The organism is Frigoribacterium sp. AP1 (assembly GCF_056680555.1).
In genome coordinates, this window is record NZ_CM155288.1 from 2,747,458 (window position 1) to 2,766,816 (window position 19,359).

Annotated in this window: 14 protein-coding genes; 6 read left to right on the forward strand and 8 right to left on the reverse strand. The window is 71.6% G+C overall.

Annotation, left to right across the window (positions count from 1 at the left end; genetic code table 11):
* Window positions 1–4: 4 nt before the first annotated feature.
* From AC1MBW_RS13085 to AC1MBW_RS13100, 4 genes are all read right to left on the reverse strand, one after another.
* Window positions 5–550, reverse strand: coding sequence for a hypothetical protein (locus AC1MBW_RS13085; protein ID WP_480024750.1), 546 nt, complete (start codon window positions 548–550; stop codon window positions 5–7).
* Window positions 551–760: 210 nt separating this feature from the next.
* Complete coding sequence (locus tag AC1MBW_RS13090) at window positions 761–1,174, reverse strand: hypothetical protein (protein WP_480024751.1); 414 nt, start codon at window positions 1,172–1,174, stop codon at window positions 761–763.
* Between the two features lie 191 nt (window positions 1,175–1,365).
* Window positions 1,366–3,159: a DEAD/DEAH box helicase gene (locus tag AC1MBW_RS13095; protein WP_054147055.1), complete on the reverse strand. Its 1,794-nt coding sequence runs from the start codon at window positions 3,157–3,159 to the stop codon at window positions 1,366–1,368.
* A gap of 60 nt (window positions 3,160–3,219) precedes the next feature.
* Window positions 3,220–3,723, reverse strand: a complete 504-nt coding sequence (locus AC1MBW_RS13100) for a hypothetical protein (RefSeq protein WP_480024752.1) — start codon at window positions 3,721–3,723, stop codon at window positions 3,220–3,222.
* 107 nt (window positions 3,724–3,830) lie between these two features.
* Between AC1MBW_RS13100 and AC1MBW_RS13105 the strand changes: the two genes are divergently transcribed.
* On the forward strand, window positions 3,831–4,655 hold the full coding sequence (locus AC1MBW_RS13105; protein ID WP_480024753.1) for a DNA-methyltransferase: 825 nt from the start codon (window positions 3,831–3,833) through the stop codon (window positions 4,653–4,655).
* On the opposite strand, the gene AC1MBW_RS13110 is transcribed toward AC1MBW_RS13105, so the two are convergent.
* On the reverse strand, window positions 4,652–6,370 hold the full coding sequence (locus tag AC1MBW_RS13110; RefSeq protein WP_480024754.1) for a threonine/serine exporter family protein: 1,719 nt from the start codon (window positions 6,368–6,370) through the stop codon (window positions 4,652–4,654). The two genes, AC1MBW_RS13105 and AC1MBW_RS13110, sit on opposite strands and share 4 nt — an antisense overlap.
* Window positions 6,371–6,559: 189 nt before the next feature.
* On the reverse strand, window positions 6,560–7,108 hold the full coding sequence (locus AC1MBW_RS13115; protein ID WP_054147053.1) for a hypothetical protein: 549 nt from the start codon (window positions 7,106–7,108) through the stop codon (window positions 6,560–6,562).
* Between the two features lie 112 nt (window positions 7,109–7,220).
* On the opposite strand from AC1MBW_RS13115, the gene AC1MBW_RS13120 reads away from it, so the two are divergent.
* On the forward strand, window positions 7,221–8,345 hold the full coding sequence (locus AC1MBW_RS13120; protein WP_054147052.1) for an SDR family oxidoreductase: 1,125 nt from the start codon (window positions 7,221–7,223) through the stop codon (window positions 8,343–8,345).
* A 104-nt stretch (window positions 8,346–8,449) separates the two neighbouring features.
* On the opposite strand, the gene AC1MBW_RS13125 is transcribed toward AC1MBW_RS13120, so the two are convergent.
* On the reverse strand, window positions 8,450–9,907 hold the full coding sequence (locus tag AC1MBW_RS13125; protein WP_480024755.1) for an APC family permease: 1,458 nt from the start codon (window positions 9,905–9,907) through the stop codon (window positions 8,450–8,452).
* 211 nt (window positions 9,908–10,118) lie between these two features.
* Between AC1MBW_RS13125 and AC1MBW_RS13130 the strand changes: the two genes are divergently transcribed.
* Together AC1MBW_RS13130 and AC1MBW_RS13135 are read left to right on the forward strand one after the other, a co-directional pair.
* A complete protein-coding gene (locus AC1MBW_RS13130; protein WP_480024756.1) occupies window positions 10,119–11,774 on the forward strand; it encodes a molybdopterin-dependent oxidoreductase in 1,656 nt (551 codons plus the stop codon).
* 98 nt (window positions 11,775–11,872) lie between these two features.
* On the forward strand, window positions 11,873–12,172 hold the full coding sequence (locus AC1MBW_RS13135; RefSeq protein ID WP_480024757.1) for a putative quinol monooxygenase: 300 nt from the start codon (window positions 11,873–11,875) through the stop codon (window positions 12,170–12,172).
* 38 nt (window positions 12,173–12,210) lie between these two features.
* Here AC1MBW_RS13135 and AC1MBW_RS13140 read toward each other — a convergent pair whose 3' ends face one another.
* Entirely contained in the window at window positions 12,211–15,633 is a 3,423-nt protein-coding gene (locus AC1MBW_RS13140; protein WP_480024758.1) for a DEAD/DEAH box helicase, read from the reverse strand.
* Window positions 15,634–15,963: 330 nt separating this feature from the next.
* Between AC1MBW_RS13140 and AC1MBW_RS13145 the strand changes: the two genes are divergently transcribed.
* Window positions 15,964–16,800 carry an HAD family hydrolase gene (locus tag AC1MBW_RS13145; protein WP_480024759.1) on the forward strand — a complete coding sequence of 279 codons (837 nt, stop codon included), beginning with the start codon at window positions 15,964–15,966 and terminating at the stop codon, window positions 16,798–16,800.
* On the forward strand, window positions 16,797–19,304 hold the full coding sequence (locus tag AC1MBW_RS13150; protein ID WP_480024760.1) for a glycoside hydrolase family 65 protein: 2,508 nt from the start codon (window positions 16,797–16,799) through the stop codon (window positions 19,302–19,304). The genes AC1MBW_RS13145 and AC1MBW_RS13150 overlap by 4 nt, the downstream gene beginning before the upstream one ends.
* Window positions 19,305–19,359 lie beyond the last annotated feature (55 nt).

Below are 19,359 nucleotides of genomic sequence, written 5' to 3' on the forward strand. Positions count from 1 at the left end.
CCTGTCACGCCTCCCCCTCGCGCTCTCGGGCGCGGCGCCTGAGCTCGGCGATGTCGTCGGCGTACTGCTCGCACGCGAGGCACGAGCACCCGTAGTCGTGAGGGCCGGCGATGACGGCGGCTCGAGGCAAGTCCTGGTGGCCTGCGTAGTCCCGGAACGAATACCGCGGCAGGGTCGAGTAGTAGCCGTCCTCGTCGAACGCGATCTGCCCCAGGAGATCGAAGGCAGCGAGCTCGGGGCAATCCTCGACGGAACGGTCGGCGTCGTCGAGCCAGAAGCCCTCGTCGTCCGGACGAGACTTCAGGTAGTAGGCGAGGACGTAGTAGCGGACGTTCCAGAGGCCGTCGTCGAGGCACGCTGCGATGTCGGCTGCGTGATCGGACAGGGGCAGGCGGACGGGCGTCAGGGCCGGTCGCGTGTAGAGGTACCGAAGTCTGTCGTCCAGCGCGACGACCCAGAGCGGTGCGCCTTCGGCGCCGTTCGCCTCGTGGTCGCGGATGAGTCTCGGGTAGAGCAGTTCGTGGAGGTCGTATCCCGCTTCGATGATCATGCGTCGACGGTACGGACGGGCTCGCTGCCACAAGACGGTGCCTCGTCGCCGTGTGGACGACGGCCCGGGACGAGCGGCCTGTGGCCGAGGCGTCCTGATGGCTGCCCGACGTGCGCGTCGCACGAAAGGGCCGCGATGGTCTTTCACAGGGCAGGGAACATATCCTTCTGCCCACTCGACGGCAGCGTTGCTGGCGGACGCCGGGACGGGCTAGCGACGCGGAGGCGCGGGTGGCGCCGGCGAGGTCGCGAACGCCACGGCCGCGAGGCCGGTCAGCACGACCGCACCGATCGTCACGGGTGCGAGCGGCCCGGCGAACGCCCCGGCGAGGCCGACGGATGTGCCGAGGCCGACGACGAGCTGGCCGATCACCAGGAGCACGAGGCCGAAGCCGGAGCCGAGGAGGCAGACCCGGGCCAGGTCGTGCAGTCGTCGGGCGTCGTCGGCGAGGCGACGCGTGGCCGGCGTTCCCGGGAGGCCGACCGCGAGCCGGTGTCGCATCCGCACGAAGAACACGAACGCGACGGCCGACAGCAGCAGGGGGATCGCACTGCCGATCGTGAGGGCGGTCTGCACGACGCCGAACAGGGCGTCGGTGCCACCGGGGGAGGGCGGGGTGCTCATCGGACTCCGTTCGAGCGGGATGGTGGGTTCACGGGCGGGTTCGTCGCAGACGGGCGCCTCCGACGGCCCGGGGACCACGAACTCGCCCGTCCGCGACCGTCCCGGGCCGACCGGCCGACAAGCGGACCGGACACGACGACGCCGACCAGGCGGGAGGCGAGGTCGGCGTCGTGGGCCGTGCGGCCGGTTGTCTAGTAGCGGGGCTTGCGGGCGGGCCGTTCGCCACCCTGGGACCGGTCGGGGCGGTCGTCGCGGCGGGGCGCGCCTCCTCGGCGGTCGGGTTTGATCTCGATGAGCTTGCCGCTGATGCGGGTGTCGCTCAGGCGGTCGAGCATGTCGCTCGAGACGTCCGAGGCGAGCTCGACGACCGAGAAGTCCGGGCGGATCTGGATCGCCCCGAAGTCGTCGCGGCTCAGGCCACCCTCGTTCGCCAGGGCGCCCACGATCTGACGCGGCTCGACACGGTGACGACGACCGACCTCGATGCGGTACGCCGTCATCGGCTTCGACGTGCGCGGTCCGCGCTCGCGGCGCTCGCCACGGTCGTCGTCGCGACCGCCGCGCGGGGCGCGGTCGTCGCGCTCGCGCAGCGGACGCTCGTCGCGCTGCGGTCGTTCGTCCTTCGGGTCGAGCAGCAGGGGCGTCTCTCCCTGGGCGACCACGGCGAGGGCGGCGGCGACGTCGGCTTCGGGCACGTCGTGGTGCTCGACGTAGTGGCTGATGATGTCGCGGAACGCCGAGATGCGACCGTCCTGCGACAGGGCCTCGGTGATCGCGTCGTCGAACCGGGTGAGCCGGGTGCTGTTGACGTCCTCGACGGTCGGCAGCTGCATCTGCGTGAGCGGCTGGCGGGTGGCCTTCTCGATCGCACCCAGCAGACGACGCTCGCGCGGCGTGACGAAGCTGATCGCGGCACCGCTTCGGCCGGCACGGCCGGTGCGGCCGATGCGGTGCACGTACGACTCGGTGTCGATCGGGATGTCGTAGTTGACGACGTGGCTGATGCGGTCGACGTCGAGACCACGCGCCGCGACGTCGGTCGCCACGAGGATGTCGAGCTTGCCGCTCTTCAGCTGGTTGACCGTGCGCTCGCGCTGGGCCTGGGCGACGTCACCGCTGATGGCCGCGGCCGAGTAGCCCCGGGCGCGCAGCTTCTCGGCGAGGGCCTCGGTCTCGCTCTTGGTGCGGACGAAGATGATCATGCCCTCGAAGTTCTCGACCTCGAGGATGCGCGTCAGAGCGTCGACCTTCTGCGGGTACGACACCATCAGGTAGCGCTGGGTCGTGTTCACCGAGGTGGTGGTCTTCGCCTTGACCGTGATCTCTTCGGCGTCGTTCAGGTACTGCTTCGAGATGCGACGGATCTGCGGCGGCATCGTGGCCGAGAACAGCGCCACCTGCTTGTCGTCGGGGGTGTCGGCGAGGATCGTCTCGACGTCCTCGGCGAAGCCCATCTTCAGCATCTCGTCGGCCTCGTCGAGCACGAGGTACTTGAGCTCGCTGAGGTCGAGGGTGCCCTTGGCGAGGTGGTCCATGATGCGACCGGGCGTGCCGACGACGACGTGGACGCCGCGGCGCAAGGCGCTCAGCTGCACGCCGTAGGCCTGGCCGCCGTAGACGGGCAGGACGTGGACGCCGCGCATGCCGGAGGCGAACTGCTCGAACGCCTCGCAGACCTGCAACGCGAGCTCGCGCGTCGGCGACAGCACGAGGGCCTGCGGCTTCTTGGCCGAGACGTCGAGGCGGGACAGGATGGGGAGGGCGAAGGCGGCGGTCTTGCCGGTGCCGGTCTGCGCGAGGCCGACGACGTCGCGGCCGTCGAGCAGGGTGGGGATCGTGGCGGCCTGGATGGCCGAAGGGGTCTCGTAGCCGATCTCACGGATGGCCTTCAGGACCTGGTCGCTCAAGCCCAGATCGGCGAACGTCGGCGTCGTGTCGGCTTGCTCTGTGGCGTCGCTCGGGGCTTGCTCGGTGGTGTCACTCATGGTGCAACGGTATCTCGTCCCGGGCCTCCGCCGTTGCTCCCGTCCGCGAGGCGGGTCGAGTCACGTCGGTGCGGGGGGCAGCAGCGCCACGACGAGCGTGGTCACGACGATCACCGTGGCCAGTGCCGAGGTCGTGACGGCGAGCCGTCGCAGGGCCCGCGACCGGCCCGGCCGCCGCCCGACGGTGGCCGACAGCAGGGCCGCCCCGGCGAAGGCGGCCGAGGTCAGGCCGACCACGGGCGCCGAGGCTCGCCGGCCTCGAGCGAGGTCGAGCGGGAACTCGACGGCTCCCTCGTGCAGTTCGGCCCAGCCCCACGCGACGTACCCGGCGGCCGCGACGGCCGACAGGGCGAGCGCGAGGGCCGGCCGGTGGGGGATCGGCTCGCGATGGACGTAGACCGTCGGGCGAACTCGCCGAGGGTGACGCCGGGGCTGCAGGATCGGGTCGTCGGGGTCGAGCGTGCCGTCGAGCGGGAGCCGACCCTGGCGGTGGAGCACGATCACCTCGTCGACCGGACGAGGGCGCCTCGAGTACGGCATCTGCTTCTTCGCAGGGGACGACACGGTCGTTAGCCTATCGGTCGTCCGGGCAACGCGCGGGCCTCGATGTCGGCGGCCCGAAGTAGTCTTCTCGACGACCGATCCCACCCCGCGACACCCCGAAGGACGACGTGCAACCGACGTACCGCACCGCCAGCGGTCGGCTCTTCCAGGCCGATTGCCTCGAGGTCCTCGCCGAGCTGGACGACGAGTCGGTCGACCTCGTGTTCGCCGATCCGCCGTTCAACCTGGGCAAGGTCTACGGGGCGGGCATCGACGACTCGCTCGACGAGGACGCCTACCTGGCCTGGTGCCGCCGATGGATCGCCGAGTGCGTCCGGGTGCTGCGGCCGGGTGGCTCCTTCTACCTCTTCAACCTCCCCCGCTGGAACATCGAGCTGGGCCACGTGCTCAACGGCGAGGGCATGACCTTCCGCCATTGGGTCGCCGTCGACATCAAGTACGGTCTGCCGATCCCCAACAAGCTCTACCCCTCGCACTACTCGCTGCTCTACTACAGCAAGGGCAAGCCGTCGCGCTTCGTCCGACCCCGCCTGCCGATCCAGGTCTGCCGCCACTGCGGCCGAGACATCAAGGACTACGGCGGCCACCGCAGCAAGCTGCACCCCGACGGCATCAACCTGACCGACGTCTGGCTCGACATCCCCCCGGTTCGACACCGGGCGACGAAGACCCGAGGGGCGAACGAGCTCAGCGAGAAACTGCTCGAGCGCGTGCTGACCATCAGCTCCGAGCCCGGTGACCTCGTCCTCGACCCCTTCGGCGGGTCGGGCACCACCTACGCCGTGGCCGAGAAGATGCACCGCCACTGGATCGGTGCCGAGATCGGCGACGTCCGACCGATCATCCGCCGCCTCGAAGGCGAGGACGCGCAGGTCGAGCTGCCGGGACGCGGAGACACCGGGCGCGGGGTGGCCGCCGGGGCCGAGCGCTAGTCGCTCGAGGTCGCGTGCTGCGCCGGGGGTGAGACGCTTCGGACAGGGGTCGAGAGAGCGACCCCGGGCAGACGCGGTGCGGTGGGGTCCGCGAGGCGCGGCCGCTCCGGGGCGGGCGTCGGTTCCGAAGCGCTCTCAAGGGCGGACGGGGCCACGGGAATCGGCGCGGTCCGGACCACGGGCACAGACGGCGCGACCCGCGGCTCCGGCGCGACCGGCGGCTCCGCCGAGACCGGCTCCGTCGCAACCGACGGTTCTGCGACGACCGTCGGCACGATGACGCTGATCGGCGTCGTGTCCGTGTGCACCGACTGCACCCGCACGCGCTTGGCCCGGCGCAGCCACCGTCGGGCTCCCGGGGTCGCGAGCAGGCTGCCGAGCACGAGTCCGGCACCGATCGCCAGCGTCGTGAGCATCGAGAACACGAAGTCGACCTCGGCGCCGTCGTTGCCGGCCATGAAGTTCAGCAGCGACGACGCGACGGCGAGCGACGGCAGCAACGACCCGCAGAACGCCGGCACGGCGATGACCGTGGCCGCCGTCCGCAGACGGGCCGCGGCCACGGTCGAGAGCGCACCCAACAAGGTCGCCGCGACGAACGTCGCCCCCATCAGCGGCAGCCCGAGGTGGCGCAGGGTGAACAGCGAGAGGTTGCCGACCAGGGCGACGCCGATCGTGATCGGGATCATGCGGGCGGTCGACCCCTGGGCGATCGAGTTGGCCGACGCCGCGGCGAAGCTCGAGATGAGCGAGAGCCAGAGCGGCAACGCCTGCAGGGTGATGTTCGTCGGGTCGACCTCGATGTCCGCGAAACGTGCGGTCACGGCGAGACCGGCCGGGATGCCGCAGACCACCCCCGCGACGATGAGCCCGATCACCAGGGCGCGGCCGACGGCCATCGACCGGAAGCCCGAGATCGCGTCCTGGGCCCAGGTGACGATCGTGGGGTGCGGCAGGACGAGGACGACCACGGCCGCGACCAACGCCGCCGCGCCTCCTGGTGTCAGCAGCCCCGCCCAGATGCCCAACGTGCCGAGTGCGGCGGTGGACGCGGCCTGCAGGCCGATGACGAAGAACTGGGGGATGCCCCGGGTGGTCAGCCCGCGACCCGACGCCATGATGCCGATCATCACCACGAACGCGCCGACGGCGGCCTGCCACGTGCCGCCGGCCTGCAGCGTCACGGAGACGCCGAGCAGGCCCATCGCGAGATCGGTCAGCCACGACGGCCAGCTGGGTGGGGACCGCAGCACCTCGACGAGGCCGGCCACCGCCTCGGTCATGTCGCGGTCGTCGTGCAGCAGGTCGTCGACGATCTGGTAGACCCGCGACAGCCGGTGCAGGTTCGACCCCTCGGCGTAGATGACCCGGGTCTTGACCAGCGGGTTGTGGCCGGCCGGGGCGTACTGGATGGTGATCGCCGTGCCCGTGATGTCGAGCTCGAGCGGGGCGAGGTTCCACTTGGTGCTGACGGCCACGATCGCGACCTCGGTGCTGCGGACGTCGGCACCCGACGACAACATGACGTCGCCCAGGTCGAGGCAGAAGTCGACGATCTGCCGCGGCGAGTAGAGGTCGCCGCCGATGCCGTGCTCGGGTGTCGTGCCCTCGTAGATGGTGCCGCGCAGCCGAGCCCGGACGTCACGCAGCTCGTGCTGGTTGACCAGTCGCGACTGGGCCGGACCCCGCGGCTTGCTCTTCGGTGCCTTGGGCACCCGTGGCGGGCGGGGCCTCGCCGGGGTGGGCCGCTCGGGGCGCCTCGCGTCTGACACGCTGACCTCTTCCTCACTGACGACCGGCCGGGCCGGCGCACCGCCGAGGCGGTCCCGCGCGGACCCGTCCGTCGAGTCTAGGAGGCGCGGCGCCGGACGTCCGGGCCCGTCACGTCGTGCAGGCCGGCGGCCCTAGGACGCGTGGTCGGCGTCGTCGTCCTCGCCACGGTCGGCCCGCGACTCGCCGGCGTCGCCCCGTTCGCGCCCGGCATCGGCCATGTCGCGGTGGCCGTGGTCGGCCCACGGGACCGAGTGGTCGCCGTCCCGCTCGGCCGCGTGGGCCCGGGCGTCGCGCTCGGCCTGCGCGACGAGATCGGGGTCGTCGTCCCCGTCGTCGTCCGCGCCGACGAACGGCGACTGCGTCTGGGCCACGATGGCCTGAGAGGTCGAGCCGAGGATGACGCCGGGGTCGACGCCCTTCTCGTGGGCGAGGGCAGCCGTCAAGCCGGCCGCGAGGCTGCCGCCGGCGACGCCGAGGGTCGCCACGACGTCCTCCTGGCGAGGGGTCAAGGGCTGGTCGGTCAGTTCGGCGACGACCTCGCGCAGGTTCTCGTCGCTGGCCTCGACGGCCGCGGGGTCACCCTGGGTGATGGCCGCGGCCTGCGACACGACGGCCAGCGCGAGCGCGGCCGCCTCTTCTTCGGGCGTCCGGTTCGTGGGCTCGTTCGTGTCGTGATCCATGGGCCGACCGTACGCTCGGCGCGTCCGGCGGCCTGTCAGGGGGCGGCGCCCGGGGTACGGGGCGATCCGCTCTCGGGGGAATGCGGGGAGGCGCGCGCGACTTGGACCACGGATGAGCACCACCGAGACACCCCAGACCGACAGCACCCAGCCCGCCACGGGCGGAAGCGTCCCCGGCACCGCGCTCGTCGTCGGCGCCAGCGGCATCACGGGCACCGCCCTCGTCGAGCAGCTGACGCGCGAGGGGTGGGACGTCCTCGCCCTCTCCCGCCGCGCCTCCTCGTCCGCGGGGGTGACGGGCATCGCCGCCGACCTGACGAGCGCCGAGAGCCTGCGCACCGCGCTGGCCGACGCGAAGCCGACGCACGTCTTCTTCGCCGCGTGGCAGAAGCGCGACACCGAGGCCGAGAACATCGCCGTCAACGGCGCCATGGTCCGCGACCTGCTGGCCGCGCTAGACCACGCACCGGTGCGGCACGTGTCGCTCGTCACCGGGCTGAAGCACTACCTCGGCCCGTTCGAGGCCTACGGCACGGGGAACATGCCCGACACGCCTTTCCACGAGGACGAGGAGCGCCTGCCCTACCCGAACTTCTACTACGCGCAGGAGGACGAGCTCTTCGCGGCCGCCGAGCGCCAGGGGTTCACGTGGTCGGTGCACCGCTCGCACACCGTCATCGGGTTCGCCGTCGGCAACGCCATGAACATGGGGCTGACCATCGCCGTGCAGGCGGCGCTGAGCAAGCGCCTCGGCCGCCCGTTCGTCTTCCCCGGCAGCGAGACGCAGTGGAACTCGCTCGTCGACGTCACCGACGCGGGCGTGCTCGCCGAGCAGATGATCTGGGCCGCGACCGACCCGGCCGGTGCCGACGAGCCGTTCAACGTGGTCAACGGCGACGTCTTCCGCTGGCGCTGGCTGTGGCCGCGCCTCGCCGGCCACCTCGGCATCGACCCCGCCCTCGTCGAGGGCTTCGAGGGCGAGCCGAGGCCGCTCGAGCAGCAGATGGTCGGCCTTGAGCAGGAGTGGCGCGACCTCGTCGCCGAGCACGACCTCGCCGAGCCCGAGCTGTCGCGAGTCGCCTCGTGGTGGCACACCGACGGTGACCTCGGCCGCGACATCGAGGTCGTCACCGACATGGGCAAGGCCCGCGACGCCGGCTTCACCCGGTACCGCCGCACCGAGCAGGCGTTCGTCGACCTGTTCGAGCGGTACCGCGCCGCCCGCCTCATCCCGTAGGCGCGATCGGCCGAGGAGGCGCGGGTCGGCGGCAGGGCAGGTGCGGTGTCGGAGACGAGACCGTCGCCGCGCCTCCGGCGTCCTGGACCCGCGCCTCCGGCCCTCTACGCCCTCGGGTCGGCGTGCTCGGCGTCGGCGATCGCGTCGCTCGGCACCGGCTTGCCCCGGCGGGACACGAACGTGACGAGCCAGAGGACGACGCCGATCGCGAGCAGGCCGCCGGCGATCGTGTACTGCTCGGCGCCCCGACCGGAGGACACCGGCAGCACGAGCCACAGGCATGCCACGACGCCGACGATCGGCAGCACCGTGCCCGCCCGGAAGTGCTCGTGCGTCACCGTGTCGCGCCGCAACACGAGGACGACGACGTTGACCAGGGCGAACACCGACAGCAGCAGCAGGGACGTCGTGCCGCCGAGCACGGCCACGATCGGGGACTCGGGCGACAGCGAGACGTAGCCGATCAGCACCAGGCTGAGCGCCGTCGTGAACACGATCGACGCCCACGGGGTCTGCCGTGTGGCGTGGACCTTGCCCAGGAAGCCCGGCAGCACGCCCTGCTTGCTCATGCCGTAGAGCAGTCGGCTGGCCATCATCATGTTGATCAGCGCGCTGTTCGCGACGGCGAACATCGAGATGAACGGCAGCAGCCCGCCGATCGGGAAGTCCGGGGCAGCGGTGTTCACCACCGTGACCAGTGGCGTCTCGTTGTCGGCCAGCTCGCCGATCGGCACGATCGCCACGGCGCAGATCGAGACGAGCACGTAGATCACCGCGGTGATGCCGAGGCCGGTCAGCATGACCTTGGGGAAGATGCGGCTCGGGTCCTTCGTCTCCTCCGCCATGTTGACCGAGTCCTCGAAGCCGACCATGGCGAAGAACGCGAGCGACGTCGCCGTGCTGACGCTCAACAGCAGCGACTTGTCGCCGGGCGTCTCGAACAGCACGACCTGGCCCCAGTCGGCGTTGCCGCCGGCGATGAACCAGAAGCCGATCAGGATCACCATGACGAGGCCGGAGAGCTCGATCAGGGTGAGCACGACGTTCGCCTTGACGCTCTCGCTCACGCCGCGGAAGTTCACGGCCATCACGAGCAGCATGAACGCCATCGCGATCAGCATCACGGCCGAGTTCGACAGCTCGACGCCGATGCCCGCCGCCAGGTTGGCCGCGAACGCCCGTGACGCCGTCGACGCGCTCGTGATGCCCGAACACATCACCACGAAGCAGACGATGAACGTCACGAAGTGGATGCCGAACGCCTTGTGCACGTAGAGGGCCGCGCCCGCGGTCTGCGGGTACTTCGTCACGAGCTCGAGATACGAGAACGCCGTCACCAGCGCCACGGCGAACGCGATCAGGAACGGCAGCCAGGCCGCACCGCCGACCTCGGCCGCGACCTGCCCGGTCAAGGCGTAGACGCCCGTGCCCAGGATGTCGCCGACGATGAAGAGCAACAACAGCTTCGGGCCGATGGCCCGCTTCAGCTCGGTGGGACTCTCACCCGTGTCGGTCGTGGGCGGCTGGGCCTGGTTCGCGGGCTGCTGGTTCGTCGTCGACATGCTGACCTCCGGGGGCGCATCGGTGTGTCTCGGGCGTTCCGGTCATCCTGCTCCGGTCGTCGCGGCGACGGAAGAGGCGGCCGCACATCGTCACGGCCCCGAAACGTGGGAGGGCGTCCGCCCCGCGGCCCCACGGCGCCACGGCGAGGAGGTGCGGGTCGGCACCCGGGGACGCAGGCGGTTCCCGAGCCACGCGTCGTACCCTGAGCCCATGTCGGTCCGCCTGTCCCCACCCGAGTCGGCGCCGCCCGGCCCCGCCCCGACGCCCGGGTGCCCCGACCCGATGACCCCCCGCGCCGCCGGCCCGTGGGCCGCGCTCGCCGGCGTCGTGTCGATGGCCGCGTTCCTCGCCGCCGCCGAGGTCGTCGCCCTCGTCACCGGACCCACCGGCAGCCCGCTCTTCGCCGTCGGCTCCGCCGTCGTCGACCTCGCCCCCGCCGGCGTGAAGGACACCATGGTGTCGCTGTTCGGCACCGGCGACAAGGTCGCCCTCTTCGTCCTGATGGGCGTGCTGCTCGTCGTCATCACCGGCGCGGCCGGCTACGGCGAGTACCGCCGCCAGCCGATCGGCAAGATCGCCTTAGTGGCGGGCGGGGCGCTCGCCGTGATCGCGGTCCTGACCCGCGCGGACGCCGGCCAGGTGGACGCCATCCCGAGCCTCGTCGGCACCTTCGCGGCCGTGCTGCTCGTCGACAAGCTCGCCTCGCGCCTCCGTCGGTGGGTCCGTTCGACGTCGCCCGGGTGGGCCGAGCAGACGCAGCCCGTCCCGCCGCTGCGCGGGCCCGGGCTCGAGCGCCGGTCGTTCCTGACCTACACGGTGGTGGCCGGCGTGGCCGCGGTCGTCGTCGGCACGGGGGCACGCGTGGTCAACGCGGGCCGCGCGAACGCGGCGGCGCTGCGGCGTGCCCTGACGCTGCCGCGCGCGAGCGTGACCGAGGCCGCGGTGCCGGCCGGCGCCTCCCTGGACGTCGAGGGCATCACGCCGTACGTGACCCCCAATGCCGACTTCTACCGCATCGACACGGCCCTGCAGGTGCCGTCGATCGACCCGGCCGACTGGAGCCTGCGCATCCACGGCCTGGTCGACCGCGAGGTGTCGATCTCGTTCGACGAGCTGCTCGCCCTGCCGCTCGAGGAGCACATGGCGACCCTCAGCTGCGTCTCGAACGACGTCGGCGGCGACCTCATCGGCAACGCGCTCTGGCTCGGCTACCCGATCCGCTCGCTGCTCGAGCGGGCGGGCCCGAACGGCGGCGCCGACATGGTGCTGTCCCGCAGCATCGACGGCTTCTCGGCCGGCACCCCGCTCGACGTGCTGCAGGACGAGGGCACCGACGCGCTGCTCGCGGTCGGCATGAACGGCCAGCCGTTGCCGATCGAGCACGGCTTCCCGGTGCGGATGGTCGTGCCCGGCCTGTTCGGCTACGTCTCGGCGACCAAGTGGGTCGTCGAGATGGAGGTCACCCGCTTCGCCGACGCCGAGGGCTACTGGACGCCGCGAGGCTGGGACGCCCTCGGGCCGGTCAAGCTCGAATCGCGCATCGACGTGCCCCGCGACGGGGGATCGGTGGACGCGGGGACGGTGTCGATCGCGGGCGTGGCCTGGCAGCCGCACACCGGGGTCGAGGCGGTCCAGGTGCGGATCGACGGCGGCTCGTGGCTCGACGCGACGCTGGCCGACTCGGTGTCGGCCGACACCTGGCGTCAATGGGTCTACCGGTGGGACGCCGGGTCGGCCGGGTCGGGGTCGCACACCATCGACGTGCGGGCGCAGGGCGCGGACGGCACGTGGCAACCCGAGGCGTACGTGCAGCCGGCTCCGAACGGGGCCGAGGGGTGGCACCGCGTGACCGTCGACGTCGCCTGACCCGGCGGACGAGGAGGCGCGGGTGCCAGGGTGGGAGGTCGCGGCCCGTCCGCCGCGCGGCCCGCTCCCGGGGTCGCCGCCCGATCGAAGGAACCACCATGCCCACCATCGTCCACCTCGAACTCCACGTCGACTCCGCCCGGCTCGACCTCGCCCACGAGATCGCCCGCGAGACCCTCGTCGCCACGCGCGCCTGGCCCGGCTGCGAGGGGCTCGAGGTGCTGATCGACGACGCCGACCCGTCGGTGATGATCGTCGTCGAGACCTGGGCCTCGTCGGCCGACCACGACGCCTACGTCGCCTGGCGGGCCACTCCCGAGGGGGCGAACCGTCTGCCCGAGGTGCTGCTCGCCCCGCCGACCACCCGCACCTTCGCCGAGACGGTGTCGCTGGGCTGACGCCCTGCCCGACCGGGACCGGCCCCGCCCGGCCCGGCTCAGGCGTCGAGCAGGCCGCGGATGTCGTCGGCGGTGAGCGCCGCGCTGAACACGGCGTCGTCGTCCATGACCGCGTCGAAGAGCTGCGACTTCTGCGCCTGCAGGGCCAGTACCTTCTCTTCGATGGTGTCGTTCGCGATCATCCGGTAGACCATGACGTTGTCCGTCTGGCCGATGCGGTGCGTGCGGTCGACAGCCTGGGCCTCGGTCGCCGGGTTCCACCACGGGTCGAGGATGAAGACGTAGTCGGCCTCGGTGAGGTTGAGCCCGAATCCGCCGGCCTTGAGGCTGATCAGGAACGCGGGGGCGTCGCCCGTCTTGAACCGGTCGATCACCTCGCCCCGACGCCGGGTCGACCCGTCGAGGTACTCGTAGGCGACGCCGCGCTGTTCGAGTCGCGCCGCGACCTTGTGCAGGAAGGTCGTGAACTGGCTGAAGATCAGGGCACGGTGCCCCTCGGCGACGACGTCCTCGAGTTCGTCGAGCAGCTGGTCGAGCTTCGCCGAGGGGATGTCGGCGTAGGCCTCGTCGACGAGCGACGCGTCGAGCGACAGCAGTCGTAGAAGGGTGAGCGACCGGAAGACGATGAACCGGTTGCGGTCGAGGTCGTCCATCAGGCCGAGCAGCTTCTGCCGTTCACGCTGCAGGAAGGCGTCGTAGAGGTCGCGGTGCGCGGGGTCGAGGTCGACTCGCAACACCTGCTCTTGCTTGGCCGGCAGGTCGGAGGCGACCTGCTCTTTCGTGCGGCGCATCATCAACGGTCGGATGCGCTTGCGCAGCTTCTGCAGCAGGTCGGGTGCCTCACCCGTCGCGATCGGCTTGACGTAGTCGTCGGCGAACCGGACGCTGCTGCCGAGCAGCCCGGGCGCCACCACGTGCAGCAGCGACCACAGGTCGGTGAGGCTGTTCTCGAGGGGCGTGCCGGTGATCGCGAGCTTGAACGGCACGTCGAGGTCGACCGCGCAACGGTGCGCCTGCGAGGCGCGGTTCTTGACGAACTGCGCCTCGTCGAGGATCAACCCCGCCCAGCCCTCGGCCTGGTACGCGGCGAAGTCGAGGCGGAACAGCGCGTAGGAGGTCACGACGACGTCGGCACCCTGCGCGAGGCCGTGCACCGACCCCCGCCCGCCCTTCGCCTGGGTGGCGGTCACGGCCCGGACGGTCAGCCCCGGGGTGAACCGTGCGGCCTCGGCCACCCAGTTCGACACCACCGAGGTCGGAGCGACGACCAGGAAGGGTGCGGACGGGATGCTCGGAGCGTCCGACACGGCTGCGGCTGCGGCGTCACCGGCCCGGGCCCGCTCGGTCTCGCGCACGTGCGCGACGAGCGCGAGCGTCTGCAGCGTCTTGCCCAGCCCCATGTCGTCGGCCAGGACGCCACCGAGTCCCTGGTCGTGGAGGAAGGCGAGCCAGGCGAACCCCTCGTGCTGGTACGGGCGCAGGGTCGCATCCACCGCGGCCGGCACGGGGATCGCCGTGGCGGCCTCGAGGCCGCCGGCGTCGGCGAGGGCCAGGAGCCCGCCGACCGCCTGCTGCCACTCGGCGGCGGGGACGGTCTCGTCGGCGAGGTCGTCGAGCTCGGACCAGAGGCTCGCCTGGTAGCGGTTGATGCGCGGGGCGACCTGCCACTCGTCGAGTGCCGACGCCTCGTCGATCAGTCTCTTCAGCTCGTCGAAGGCCGGGTGGTCGAGGGACAGGTAGGAGTGGTCGACGAGCAGCAGCTTCTTGCGCCCCTTCGCGAGGGCGGTGATGAGCGGCGTGAAGGGCACGGTCCGTCCCTCGACGGTCACCAGCACGCCGAGGTCGAACCAGTCGCGCTTGTCGGTCGGCATGGTTGTGATGGTCAGACGTGGCTCGTCGGTCAGCTCGCGATAGTCGGGCCGCGTGCCGACGAGGTCGACCTGCAGGTCGGTCCGCGCCTCGAGGGCGGGCAGGGTGCCGGTCGCGAACTCGGCTGCGGTCACCCCCTCAAGCACCTGGTCGCGGGGGACGACGTCGAGCTCGCCCAGGTCGGGGACGGGGGAGTGCGCCGTCAGCGGCCGCAGCGAGCCGTCGATCGTCCACCCCCACGTCAGGCGGATCGCCTGCCCCTTCTCGAAGGTGACCGTGAGGGTCAGCACGGGCGGCACGATCGTCGGGAACTCGATCGAGGCGTCCGAGCTGACGACGTCGACGCGCCGGCGAAGGGTGGGGTAGTAGTCGCGCAAGAACTCGTCGGAGTCGGCGGCGGGCACGACCACCTCGGGCGTGACCGTCAAGAGTCGGCGTTGCTCGTCGTCGAGCGGGGCCGCGGTCGGCGCGAGGGTGAAGGTCAGCGCGGGTTCGTGCGCGACGCACCACACCCCGTGGTCGGCGATCACGCCGGTCGACTCCGCGCGACGGGCCACGCCGTCGACGGTGACCCCGGCGGTCAGCAGCATCGAGCCGTCGTCGCCGCGCACCGCGTCGACCGTGACCCGGGCCTCGTCGCCGACGACGACGTCGGTCGCCCGCTTGCCCGTCACGAGCGAGATGCCGAGGCGCTCGGCCTCGGCCAGCAGCGGCCAGAGCAGGGGGCTGCCGAAGTCGTCGACGAACAGCCAGTCGGCGTCGCCCGGCGTGTAGGTCGAGACGGCCGACCGGTGCAGCGCCGCGAACTGGCCGAACCAGGCGTGGTGCTCGGGCTCGATGGCGAGCCGGTTCAATTGGTACGGCAACGACGACCAGGTGAGGTTGCCCCGCACCCAGTTGCCCGTGCCGCTCAGGGTGACCGGCCGCACGCCGAGTCGCTGCACCGTCGGTCCGCCCTGACGGCGGGCGGAGGGCGCGACCGCGCGCCCCCGGGTCGAATGCGCTCGGTCGCGCAGTTCGAACAGCAGACCCATGCGGGTCGTCCGGGCCGAGGAGGCGCGGGTCGGCTGCCCGATCGCCCCCACCGTGGACCGCCAGTCGCTCCCGCCCGTGCCGGTCCGTGCAGCGCCCAGCGCGGTCACGCCCCCGGTCGTCAGGTCGTCGACGGTGGGTGTCGGAGCGCTGCGATCGGCCACGGCCCGGGAGTTGCTCTGCAGCAGAGTCGCCGCGACGTGCTTGCAGTCGCCGCCGATCGGGCAGGTGCACCGGCTGCGGACCGGTCGGCTGTACTCGCCGCGGGTCGCCCGCAGGTCGACGACGACCTGGTACGGCGTCGACTCGGCGCCCTGGACGATGCCCTCGAGGCGCTCGTCGGCCGCGTGCCATTCCGTGCTGAGCACGGCCGAGTCGCGGACGTACTCTTTCGCCCGGTTGAAGGCGCGGGGCCCGACCAGCCGGATGACGTCGACGGCGTCGACCAGCGGCACGGCCGTCGAGTGGACGGGGTCGTCGGCGTCGACGGCGTCACGAGTCGCGGCACCGTCGCCGGCGACGAAGCCGCCGTGCACGTCGAACTCGTCGCCCAGGTCCATGTCGCCCATGATGTCAGCCGCCGCCGACACCTCGGGCTCCGTCCACAGGCGCCGGGGCCGTCCACAGGGCCTGGTGGTCCGGTCCGTCGTCCCGTCCCCAGGGCCCGGGTGCTCCACACCCCGGTCGGGTGGCTAGGTGTGCGGCCGGAGCGGTGCCACACTTGACCCGTGCGGTCCACGCCGCACCCCCGACGGCGCAGCAGGCGGTGCGCACCATCCCCGCTCACCCCTGTCGTGCCACCCCCGCATCGTTCCCGCCTCACCGGCACCGGGCCGTCGTCGCCCCGGTGCCGCTCACCCTGCCCGCACGCTCGAAGGGATCGGCACCCCGTGTCTTCCGCCACGCCCCGCGACGCCTCGCGACTCGCCCACCTCGACGCCCTGCTGTTCGACCTCGACGGCGTCCTCACGCCGACCGCCGAGGTCCACATGCGCGCGTGGTCCCGCCTCTTCGGCGAGTACTTCGCCGCGCACGACCTCTCGCCCTACACCGAGGCCGACTACTTCGAGCACGTCGACGGTCGCCCGCGGTACGACGGCGTCCGCGCCATGCTCGCCGCCCGCGACGTGGTCCTCCCCGAGGGTTCGCCCGACGACGGCCCCGACACCGAGACCGTCTGCGGACTCGGCAACCGCAAGAACGCGGCCTTCGCCGCCGAGCTCGCCGAGAACGGCGTGACGCCGTACCCGGGGTCGGTGGCCTTCCTCGACCGGGCCATCGCCGAGGGCGTCCGCGTCGCCGTGGTCTCCAGCTCGCGCAACGCCGTGCCCGTGCTCGAGGCCGCGGGTCTCCGCGACCGGTTCGACGTGATCGTCGACGGTGTCGTGGCGGCGGCCGAGGGCATCACCGGCAAACCGGCCCCCGACACGTACCTCGAGGGCGCGCGCCGCCTCGGTCTCACCGCTGACGACTGCGTGGTCGTCGAAGACGCCCAGTCCGGTGTCGAAGCCGGTCGCCGTGGTGCCTTCGGCCTCGTCCTCGGGGTCGACCGCGGCACGGGCGCGCAGACCCTGCTCGACTTCGGCGCCGACCTCGTGGTGGACGACCTCGGAACGTTGGTCGAGGCGCTCGACCGAACCCGCGCCTCCTCGGCTCCGAACCCCGACCAGGCGACACCGGGCACCCCCTCGACCAGCATCAGCAGCACCACGGAGGCACAGTCGTGAACCACATCACGTCCGACCCGCTCGACCGCTCGCGGTTCCCCGTCGACGAATGGGCCTTCGTCGAGGACGAGTACATCCAGGGCGACGAGGGCCTCACCGAGACCGTGTTCGCGGTGGGCAACGGTTACCTCGGCCTGCGCGGCAACCCCGACGAGGGTCGTGGCGGCCACTCGTTCGGCACCTTCGTCAACGGGTTCCACGAGACGTGGCCCATCCGGCACGCCGAAGAGGCCTTCGGGTTCGCCCGGGTCGGCCAGACGATCGTCAACGTGCCCGACGCGAAGGTGATCCGGCTCTACGTCGACGACGAGCCCTTCGTGCTGTTCGAGGCCGACATCCTCCGCCACACCCGGCGACTCGACTTCCGCGACGGCGTGCTCGTCCGCGAGATCGACTGGCGCACCCCCTCGGGCAAGCGCGTCCTGGTGACGAGTCGTCGCCTGGTCAGCTTCGAGGACCGCCACCTCGTCGTCATCGAGTACGAGGTCACGATGCTCGACTCGTCGGCGTCGCTGCTCATCTCGAGCCAGATCCTGAACCGCCAAGACCTGGGAGACCAGTACCACGCCGGCATGCGGGCCGCGGCCGAGGCCTTCGACCCGCGCAAGGCCGAGTCGTTCGACGACCGCGTGCTGCAGCCGGTGCTCAAGCGCAACGGCGGCACGCGGGCCGTCCTCGGCTACCGCACGACGAACTCGGGCATGACGATCGCGGTCGGCGCCGACCACCGCATCGAGACCGACGCCGAGTGGGACCAGTCGTCGCAGATCGACGACGACATCGCCAAGCACGTCTACCGGGTCAAGGCCCAGGCCGGGCAGAAGGTCCGCCTCGTCAAGACGATCAGCTACCACACGAGCCGTGGCGTGCCCCCGCGCGAGCTGGCCGACCGCTGCGACCGCACGCTCGACCGGGCCGGCGAGACGCCCACGTCCGAGATCTTCGCCCACCAGCGCGCCTGGCTCGACGACTTCTGGCAGCGCAGCGACGTGCAGGTGGCCGGTCAGCCCGAGATCCAGCAGGCCGTCCGCTGGAACCTCTTCCAGCTCGCCCAGGCCACGGCCCGCACCGACGGTCAGGGTGTCGCGGCCAAGGGCGTGACCGGGTCCGGTTACGGCGGTCACTATTTCTGGGACACCGAGATCTACGTCCTGCCGTTCCTCACCTACACGTCGCCGAACGTCGCCCGCAACGCCCTGCGCTTCCGCCTCGGCATGCTCGACGCCGCCCGCGACCGGGCCGTCGAGTTGAACCAGCGAGGTGCCCTCTTCCCGTGGCGCACGATCAACGGGCTCGAGTCGAGCGCCTACTACGCGGCCGGCACGGCGCAGTACCACATCGACGCCGACATCAGCCACGCGCTCAGCCAGTACGTCCAGGCGACGGGTGACGAGGACTTCCTGCAGCGGGGTGCCGTCGACATCCTCGTCGAGACCGCCCGTCTCTGGGCCGACCTCGGCTTCTGGCGGTCGAACGGCGACCAGCGGTTCCACATCGACGGCGTCACCGGGCCCGACGAGTACACCACCGTCGTCGACGACAACCTCTACACGAACGTCATGGCACGGGCGAACCTGCGCGCGGCGGTCCGGGTGGTCACCCGCCTCAAGGACGAGGCCCCCGTGGCCTTCGACCGCATGGTCGCCCGCCTCGGCCTCGAAGAACACGAGATCACGGGCTGGCAGCTCGCCGCCGAGGCCATGCACATCCCCTACGACGACCATCGGGGCATCCACCCGCAGGACGCCCAGTTCCTCGACAAAGAGCTCTGGGACCTCGAGGCCACCCCCGCGAACAAGCGTCCGCTGCTGTTGCACTACCACCCGCTGGTCATCTACCGCTTCCAGGTGCTGAAGCAGGCCGACGTCGTGCTCGCGCTGTACCTGCAGGGCGACGAGTTCACGCCCGAGCAGAAGCTGCGCAACTTCGAGTACTACGACGCGCTGACCACGGGCGACTCCACCCTGTCCGGCGTCGTGCAGTCGATCATCGCGGCCGAGGTGGGCCACCACCAGCTGTCGCAGCAGTACTTCCTGTCGTCGCTGTACGTCGATCTGGCCGACCTGCACAAGAACACCTCCGACGGCGTGCACGTCGCGTCGACCGGTGGCATCTGGAGCGCGCTCGTCAACGGCTACGGCGGCATGCGCGACTGGCTCGGTTCCATCACCTTCGACCCGCGCCTGCCGGCCGACTGGGACGAGCTCTCGTTCCGCGTCTCGGTCAAGGGCAGCCGCCTGCGGGTCGACCTCGCCCAGCACGAGATCGTCTTCACGATCGAGACGGGCGACACGGTGACGGTGTCCGTCCGCGGTGACGAGTTCCAGGTGACCCCCGACGCCCCGGTGCGGGTCGCCCTCGACGGTCAGGGCCCGCGCATCACGACGCGCGTCCCCACGACGAGCGACCTGCGTGGCCTGATGCGGGCCGACGGCTCGGTCATCACGGCGTCGATCCCGACGATCAGCGTCGACCGCTACGACGAGGACGAAGCCGCGTCCTGACCGACGCGGCGTCCGTCGCGCAGACGACCCGCGCCTCCCCGGCCCCGAGGGCTGA